This is a genomic window from Cupriavidus sp. 01T418, assembly GCF_056398885.1.
In genome coordinates, this window is record NZ_JBFTQG010000009.1 from 150,132 (window position 1) to 159,225 (window position 9,094).

General features: G+C 56.5%; 2 protein-coding genes. One reads left to right on the forward strand and one right to left on the reverse strand.

What is annotated here, in order from left to right; translation table 11 throughout:
- The first annotated feature begins 71 nt into the window (after positions 1-71).
- Positions 72-791: a GntR family transcriptional regulator gene (locus tag AC1DQ3_RS13050; protein WP_477120606.1), complete on the forward strand. Its 720-nt coding sequence runs from the start codon at positions 72-74 to the stop codon at positions 789-791.
- 254 nt (positions 792-1,045) lie between these two features.
- Here AC1DQ3_RS13050 and AC1DQ3_RS13055 read toward each other — a convergent pair whose 3' ends face one another.
- Positions 1,046-8,962, reverse strand: coding sequence for a hypothetical protein (locus tag AC1DQ3_RS13055; RefSeq protein ID WP_477120607.1), 7,917 nt, complete (start codon positions 8,960-8,962; stop codon positions 1,046-1,048).
- Between the last annotated feature and the right edge of the window lie 132 nt (positions 8,963-9,094).

A 9,094-nucleotide genomic window follows, 5' to 3' on the forward strand; every position in this document is an offset into this window, starting at 1 on the left:
GGTAAGCTAGGCGGTAAGCCGGTGGCCACGGTCCTGTGTGCCAAGGCGCTGGTATCAACAAGAGCCCATTCATGTCTGTGCAAAGCCCATCCGCCGTCCAGCCAGCTGGACTGACCCTGTCCCTGCAACCGATCAATGCCGGCGCCAGCCTGCGCGACCAGGCCTACGCCATGCTGCGCCAGGCCATTGCCGACGCCGATATCTATCAGTCGACCGAGGAAATCCGGCTGGACGAGCGGGTCCTGAGCGAAGCGCTAGGCGTGAGCCGCACCCCCATCCGCGAAGCCATGACGCTGCTGGAGCAGGAGGGTTTCCTGCGCACGGTGCCGCGGCGCGGCATCTACATCATGCGCAAGACCAAGCGCGAGATCGTGGAGATGATCCAGGTGTGGGCGGCGCTGGAGAGCATGGCCGCGCGGCTTGCCACCCTGCATGCCAGCGACGATGAGATCGTGAAGTTGCGCCGTATGTTCGACAGCTTTCGCGATGCCACGCCGGCGGAGCATATCGAGGAGTATTCCGACGCGAATATCGCTTTCCACCAGGCGATCGTGCAGCTATCGAAATCGCAGGTCATCATGGATTCGATCAGGAATATCTTTGTCCATGTGCGTGCGATACGGAAGATGACGATCTCGCAGAGTGATCGTGCTTCACGCTCCATCGTCGATCATTTGCGCATTATCGAGGCGCTGGAGACGCGTGATACGGATCTGGCCGAGAAGCTGGTGCGGCAGCATTCGCTGGATCTTGCCGACTATGTCGAGAAGAATTGCGATTTCCTCGCTTGAGCATGGAGGCGTCCCGGACGCGCTGGCAACAAGAAAAAGAAAAACGGCGGTTCCTGTCCGAGCCGTTAACAAGAATTGTTGAAAGTCGGCGGTGTATTAGCTGGGACTCGATCTGACGATTCTCTGCGATTTGACAAGACTCTCATCGCCCCCTGGGGCGGGCCAAGAAACAATAGTGCGAGACGACCCGTCACGCACCCTAACAAAGTGCGCGACGGGTCGGTTACTTGTTCAACCGTGTTCGGGGAGGTCGCTCAGACGCCTACGGACTGGTCCCGTCGACCGAATTCTCCGCTTGAGATCAGCCCGACCATTGAACTGGCCGCCCCGATTTGCCCGGTTGCACCATATTGGTAGGCTAGTTCTCCCCCCAGCGCAGCTTCATCGCTGCCAGATAGGTGAAAGTCCAGTAGCGATTCAGAAAGCGCCCACGACGACAGTTCCGGTGTTGAAGACTGCTCTTCGTCGAAGCGATTGACGATCGCGCCGAAATCGAACTGCTGAACATGGTGCGCGTGCATGTCATCTCCCGTCGGATCGTAGTCGTCCGCGATGATCATTTGCAAGGTGCCAACGCTGCGATTTCGCTCGTTGCTGTACCAGTCTTCGAAGACAATGGCTTCCCCGTCGCCTGCGTTGAGCCTGAGGTCATCGCCGACACGGGATAGCTGGAGGTCATCGTATCGGATGCCACCACCAAGCGAGAGTGTATTGCTGAACTTGGCACTTGCAGCAACGGTATCCACGCCGTCCCCCCGATTGAACGCAATGATGTCGTATCCAGCGCCTGCATTGATGATGTCGTTGCCGGCCCCGCCAACAAACATGTCATCACCCGAGCCGCCTGTGAGGACATCGTCGCCGGCACCTGCCTCCAGCAGATGGTTGCCCAGGGTCACCTGCAGTGCATCGTCCCCCTCCGTCCCCTGCAGGACGCCACTTGCATCGACGGAATAGGTGCCGTCGCGATTGATATTCCAAACGGTGCCGTCAAGGAATTCGATGCGACTGAGTTGGTTCTCGATTTGTACGTCGGTGCGCAGGCCGTTCCGTTCCGGTAGTTTTGCAAACCAATTGTCAAATTGGACGCACCCCTCGACCTCGTCATAGTCATAGTCATAGTCATAGTCATAGCCATAGTAATGGCCATTTACACGCACATGATGGGAGATGATGGCACTAAGATCCCACTCGTCATTCTCCAGGTGGACGTCGGAGGCATGGATGCCTTCGCCAAACCGCAGTACGTCATGTCCGGCGCGCAGTTGTGCGTCGTGGGCGCTCTCGAGCGCGTCAACATCGTTGTTCCAGCCGGAGTTTTCCAAATACTGGCCGCCATAGTTTAAATAGCGCCAATAGTGCCGCTGGTCTGTCACGGTGTCATAACCGTCGCCCAGACGATATACGAAGACATCGTTGCCCGCGGTCGCATAGATCCGGTCATTGCCTTTTCCCCCATCATAGATCCCACCGTCATCCCATATATTGGAGGGGTCGAAATCGAAATCAATCCGGGGCGGCATAGAACCTCCGGCGAGGATATCGTCGCCATCGCTCCCAACCAACGAGTCGAAGCCAGCGTCGCCGTACGCCGACCCACTTTCGGTGAGCGTGATCGTGTCGTTACCGGCACCACCAAAGACGATGCCGCCCGCGCGGATGACATTGTCTAGCGAGTCAGCATCCACGGTGGGAATATCCGGCGCGAGATTTCTGACATCTGCGAAAGTCGCCGTCGTTCCATCAGAAAATTGGAACAATTCGATTCCATTTCCCGCCAGTTGATCCGCGCGGGGAACAACTATCGTTACCTTGTCCGTGGTGCCCCAGGAGACTTCCATCGCCCAGAACGCGCGCGTTGCAGCGAAACTCGTGTCCCAAGTGCCATTCTCATCCATCCATATGCGGCCAGGACCCCGAGCGTCCATTTCGACAAAACGGACACTAAGGTATGAGAGCGAGACGGCGTCCGGAAGCTCTAGTACATCCATGGCCGGACTACCAGTGTCGAAATCTGCGATGACGTCTTGTCCGTCCCCTGCCTCCATGATGTAGGTGTCGCTGCCCTTTCCGCCGTAGAGCAGGTCGTCGCCGTGCCCACCCACAATGACATCGTCGCGGTCGCCAGCGAGCACGAAATCGTTGCCATCGTTACCATAAAGGAAACTTCCAATTGCAACGGGATCTCGGAAATTAGCCTGGAACTCGCCGTAGAGTCGATTGCTTTTAGTGTTGTCAATGATGACGTCGTTTCCGGCGCCGGCATCAACCATCATTTGGCCAGAAAACGCGATATGGTTATCCGAGCTTCCACCCGTCAGCTCCCGCGCATTTAGCTGCAGTTGCAAATCTCTTTGCGAATACCGCTTGGTAACTACCTCGTCTTGGTAGACAGGGGTCGGACGTTCAGGTGCTGGAGCATAGACTCGGTAGCCGACAATCTCACGCTCTGCCGCGCCTGTGAGTGAATTGTAGTAAACGGTGTTTCCGTAAACTGGGATCAGCATCGAATTTAATGGGACTGCGATAGAACCGTTAGACAGCGACAGATATTGTGACCCCGCCACAGTCGCAAGGATCGGGCTCTGCAATCGCGAGATGGTCTGTCGCTCGCTCCAGCTCTTGTATGAAGAAGCAAGCGTTTCAAAGCCATCGGAGCCGTAGCGGATCTCCGCATCGTCGCTGAATCGCTGATCCGAGTTCAATGCGATGTCTGTCGAGTAGGCATTGTGGTCGAAGTCACTATCCAAAACCCTTGTATGGGAGAATGATGCGCCGTCGCTAGTTTGATATCCCGCCCCATATAGGGCTTCAACGTAGGCTGCGTTGAGCCCCGTCCTGTATGCGTCCCAGCGCGCAGTCACGGTAGAGGGCTTGGGTGGCGGACTCAAGTCTTGTAGTAAGTCGCCTAGCGTTGCCTGGATTCCGTCATCCGTGCGAACCTGCCAGTTTTGCGGCCCAGTGAAATAGTCCTTGATCAGAACGCCAGCAGAAGTATTCCGGATCGTGAGATGCAAGTCGTCACCAGTCTTGAAGGCAACGAGGTCGGTAATGGACAGGGCCTTCTCCAGTTGAAGGATGCTGCCTTCCGATCCGGTTTCGTAGATTGTGTCGGCCCCCATTCCGCGGCCCATGCGATATGTATCAATGCCTGCGCCGCCATACAGTTGGTCATTCCCTTGATTGCCCACAAGGAGGTCGGCACCGTTTCCGCCGTAGAGCGTGTCTGCACCAGCGCCGCCCGCCAACTTGTCGGCGCCGTCGCCGCCCGTCAGGACATCTCCGAGATCGCCGCCAATCAAAGTGTCATCAGCGTGTCCACCTGAAATACGGACTGCCTGGTTGCGGGGCGCTTGGTAGACGAGTGGGTCGGAGCCAAAATGAAATTGTGTCTCGGAAAGGAGCGTCCCGTCAGCGTCGACGAACTGCAGTGCCTGAACACTCTGATCGAACGACTGCTGGATATAGACCGTGCGGGTCTCACCGATCTTGAGTGCCAGGTATAGACGCCCATCGTCCCCGTTGAGGTAGCTGGCATTCACGTCGTTGGGCGAAATACCGTCATCAAGCACTACGGTGCTCTTGCCGTATTGATCGACGATGATAAGTTCGCCGGCCAGGTTGTCTAGTACATAGATGTCGTTGCCCGTGCCTCCATCGGCGTAATCAAACCCCGTACCTGCCGAGATATAGTCGTTGCCTTCACCTCCGGACAGCTTGTCATTGCCTGTGCCACCGAGAAGCGTATCGTCACCCGCCCCCCCAGAAAGTTCGTCGTTGCCGTCRCCGCCATTAAGACTGTCATTGCCGTTACCGCCATCGAGCCAGTCGTCGCCTTCCCCCCCATTCAGGGCGTCGTTGCCCCCACGTCCATAAAGCGCGTCATTGCCATTGCCCCCATCCAGCACATCAGCATCAGTCTTGCCATCACCACCCTGGAGCGTGTCATTCCCATCGTCCCCGAAGAGAACGTTGGCGCCATCTCCACCGTCGAGCCAGTCGTCGCCGGCGCCGCCATGCAGTTCGTCCTTGCCGCCGCCGCCATACAATGAATCGTCGTACCTGGTCCCGATCACATGTTCGGCCGCTGCCGTGCCATGCCAGATCAGGCCGAGCCCAGATTGCTCGAGTACCGCGGAATGGGTGAGTACGGAGCCATCGGCCATCTCGTAGATGAGTCCCACCGCGTTACCGTTGTCCGGAAACTGAATCAAGCCGCCGCTGTGGCCGTAAGAAAGCACATATTGGTGGGCCCAGGAGCCGGTATTGTAGTCATAGGCCTGTGCGCGTTGAAGGCGAAGAGTTTGAGCTGGAATGTCCACGCCAAATTTGATGCGATGCAGCCCATCCCCCGTAATTGTGTCCTGACCATCGCCCTCTTCAATTCGCAATGTGCCTGCTTCTCCAGTCAGTTCAATGGCGTCATTGCCGCGGCCACCATATACGGTGGCGTTGTCGCCGCTCGCACTCAATCTATCGTCGTTGGCGCCGCCGCCCACAAATGCGCCATCGGTATGGGATGCGCTTGCAATGGGATCCCGGAATGTCCGGGCGATCAGATCGGAGAGGCCGACGGCGGTGCCATCGGCAAATGCGAATTTCTTGACCGAGCCGCCGCGCACGACAACACCATCGGTCTCGGAATACAAGATCCCGAGCGATCCGTCTGTTAAGCCGTAAGTCCGTAGCGCGTCCGGATCAATCCCCGCGCCGAAGCGGATTGTGTCCTCGCCGCTGGAATCCTCAATTGTCTCCGCCCCGCCGGCGCCAAGAGTGCTGTCACCCAAATTGAGCAGATAGGTATCGTTCCCCGAACCGCCAGCAAGGTAATCCACGCTGGCACCTCCAATCAGGATATCGTCGCCGTCGTCTCCGTGAAGCGAGTCAATTCCCGCGCCGCCATCAAGGTAATCGGTTCCTCCGCCTCCAATTAGCACATCGGCCCCCTCTCCACCGAGCAACGTGTCGTTTCCTTCACCGGCGTCCAGCCGGTCGTTGTCGGCCCCCCCTTGAAGGACATCGTTTCCGTCGCCGCCGCTTAGAGAGTCACTACCAGCGCCGCCGTTGAGATAGTCATTGCCGCCATAGCCGATCAGCACGTCATTCCCATCACCGCCGTCGAGGTAGTCATCTCCCTGCAAAGCGACCGGCGTCAAGTCGTCATCGCCAAAGAGTTGGTCATCACCGGCACCGCCAAAGAGGATGTCGTCCCCACCACCACCAACGAGCAAGTCGTTTCCGTTGCCGCCGTCAAGGTAGTCGTTTCCGTCATGTTCGGTCTCGACCCGATCACCGACATCGCCCCACATCGTGTCGTCGCCGTCGCCACCTAGAAGATGATCGTCGCCACCTTCCCCCTGCATCCAATCGTTTCCGGCACCACCATCAAGCAAATCGTCGCCTTGCACCACCGGCATGCCGGTTGTCCTGTAAGCGGCGACGCCTTCATCACCGGTCATGACGTCGTCGCCATCGCCGCCGAACAGGGAGTCATTGTTTGCTCCGCCGACAAGTACATCAGCGCCGGATTCGCCGTACAACACGTCATCGCCGCGAAGACCCATCAGCTGGTCATCTCCTGCGCCTCCGTAGAGCAGGTCGTTTCCAGTATTGAACGGATTGCCGGCCGCTGACTGCAGGGTCTCGCTGCCGATACATATATCCCAACCATCTCGCTCTCCGTACCAAGGGAAGGTGATCGATGAGTAGTCGTCATCTCCATCCAGGATGTCGTTGCCCGCGCCGCCGATGAGAATGTCGTTACCGTTGCCTCCAAACAGCAAATCCTTGAGTGCACTGCCCACTAGCACATCGTTTCCGCCCTGACCATTGAGCCAGTCGCCGTGGATAGTTGACGATCCCCCAAGGCTGCCGGCCACGACAGCGTCCGTAATTGATACTCGGCTATCTCCGAAGAGAAAATCATTGCCAGCACCGGCCAAAACAATGTCGGAGCCGCTGCCGCCTTCAAGAATATCGTTTCCGCCACGGAACGCGTTGATGAAGTCGCTCCCGCCGCCTGCACTGACAATATCGTCGCCAGCGCTGTCATAGAGGATATCCTCGCGTCCGGGCGAAGGGGTGTTGGTAAGCGTAACGACGTTGCCGAGGTTGTCGTACTGATATACGAGCGCTGGGCCAGGATCGGAGTCCCATGCCGAGAGATCGCCAAGAATCGATTTCGTCGTCGACGGAGCCTGAACGGTGCCACTCTGCAGGGTAATGCCCAGTCGACCATTAACGTAGTTCTGTACCGTGATTACGTCCTCACCCATGGCAATCGTCAAGGGCCCGGCGCCGGCGGAGTCGGTGATTAGGAACCGGATTTCGTTCCCACTGGCATCCGTTGCTGTCCAATAGCCGGCGCCTGCTACAGCGGTGCCACCGGTAAGGGTTTCGCCATTAACCACAATTTGACCACGCCCATCAGCATCAATGACCACATCCGAGCCGTCGCCGGTCTGAAAGCGATAGACATCAATTCCAGCGCCTCCGCGTAGGGCGTCCGCCCCACGGCCTCCCTCTAAGATGTCATCGCCGCCGCCACCCAGGAGCACATCGTTACCGTTGCCGCCAAACAGTGTGTCTTGTCCGTCGTCACCCTCCAGATAGTCGTCTCCGCTACCACCAGACACTAAATCATCGCCTCCGCCCCCATAAATTCGATCGGCTCGGGAGCCTCCGGCAAGGACTTCATTTGTATCGGCCCCAAATGTCAGATAGCTGGGGTCAACTATTCCAAAATCGATGCCATCAATAACTAATTGCCCAGCGCTACCCTCAATCCCCATGGTCGTGATAATGGTGTCACCAAGCTGAAAGAATGGTATCCCCGCCTCCCAACTCAATAGCCCGTCTGTCTCCTTTCTGTTCCAATAGCGCTCGTATGCCACGAGGGCTTGAGATCGATCATTGATCCATTGAGATGTTATCTGTCCGCTTCCGGCCTCTTCGTTGTAGAGCGTGAACCGTTGCGCGACTGCATCGCTGACTTGAACAGCAACGAACGACATCGCCGAGAGCGCCACCCGTGCATTTACGTCGACTGCCGCACGAGAGGCCAAGGCAACAGCATCTACAGGGAGAATTTCCGCTTTTAGGCTATGCAATACGTCCGGCGGGATGGAGCCAAATAGCGTGCTTGCATTCCTCACCAAGTTGTCAGCGTTCGTTGCTCCGATCACCGGGCGCCCCTGCAGGGCACCTGCCAACATGTCCAGAAAGCGCTCACTACCCACATCGGTAATAAGGTTTACGACTCCAGCCAACTCGGGTGTGCGGCTCACTATATCGCGAATAAAGCCCAACGGCCATCCGGGATTCGAAGCGGAAATCCTATATTGTGCTATTAGTCCAGCTTGTACCGTCGGGATACCAACTATTGGAGAAACGGCAAACGCCAGTGAATCTGCGATAAATTGAACAAAATCAAGAGATCCTTGAATAAATCCGGACCGTAGTGCAGTGTTGTAGGACTCGACGGCAAATAGAATATTCTTAAAGTCGTCCAGGGTGTTTGCCTTTGCTTGAGTATGGTCTTTCGCCGATCCTGGGTCTCCCGCAGTCATCAGTCGCCAGGTCTCGAATGGGGCTAGGCCGCCCAGCAAGTTGAACCCAAGCGTCCCTGACCAAGCCGCATTGCTACTGACTGCGGTATCACTTTTGCCAAGAGAGTCCTCAAACAGCGTCTCGCCTATGGCCGAGGCGTCCAGGCTGGCGATTTGATCGATTCTGGGCAAAGTCCAAGCTGCGAGATTGTCTTTTTTTTCTCCAAAAAGAAGACCGTTCACCAGATTCCGAGCGACGACGTTTGATGCAGCTTGCATTTCGTCGGCACTAAAGCTTCGGCCCAGTCGGAGCAAGCCCTGCTGGTTCGTATAGTCCCGAATAAATGCGGAATGTGGACCTGTGCCACTGTTGGCGCCAATAGCAACATCAAGCCACAATTTTGCACTTTGCAAATCGGATAATGTTGCGGCATCATAATAACCGTCACGCGATATTATATTGCCAACAATTTCTGATAATATTCGGTAGAAAGGAGCGGCGTTGCGATCTGCTGATTCGACTGCATAATATCTACCATTGGATGGGTCAAATTCAAGTCCGGAGCACCCAGGCAAGGCATCCATAAGGCTGAGGCGCTCTATTTCAGTAAAGGTATAGCTCATTTTTTTCGCTCCAATTTTACTGATTCAGAAAGATAGTTCTGAAGTGCTTTTAAAGCGGGAACTAAATCAGAAAATAAGTCAGATGAGAAAATTAGCCTGGCCGATCCGCCGCGAAACGAAAAGTCCCATGGA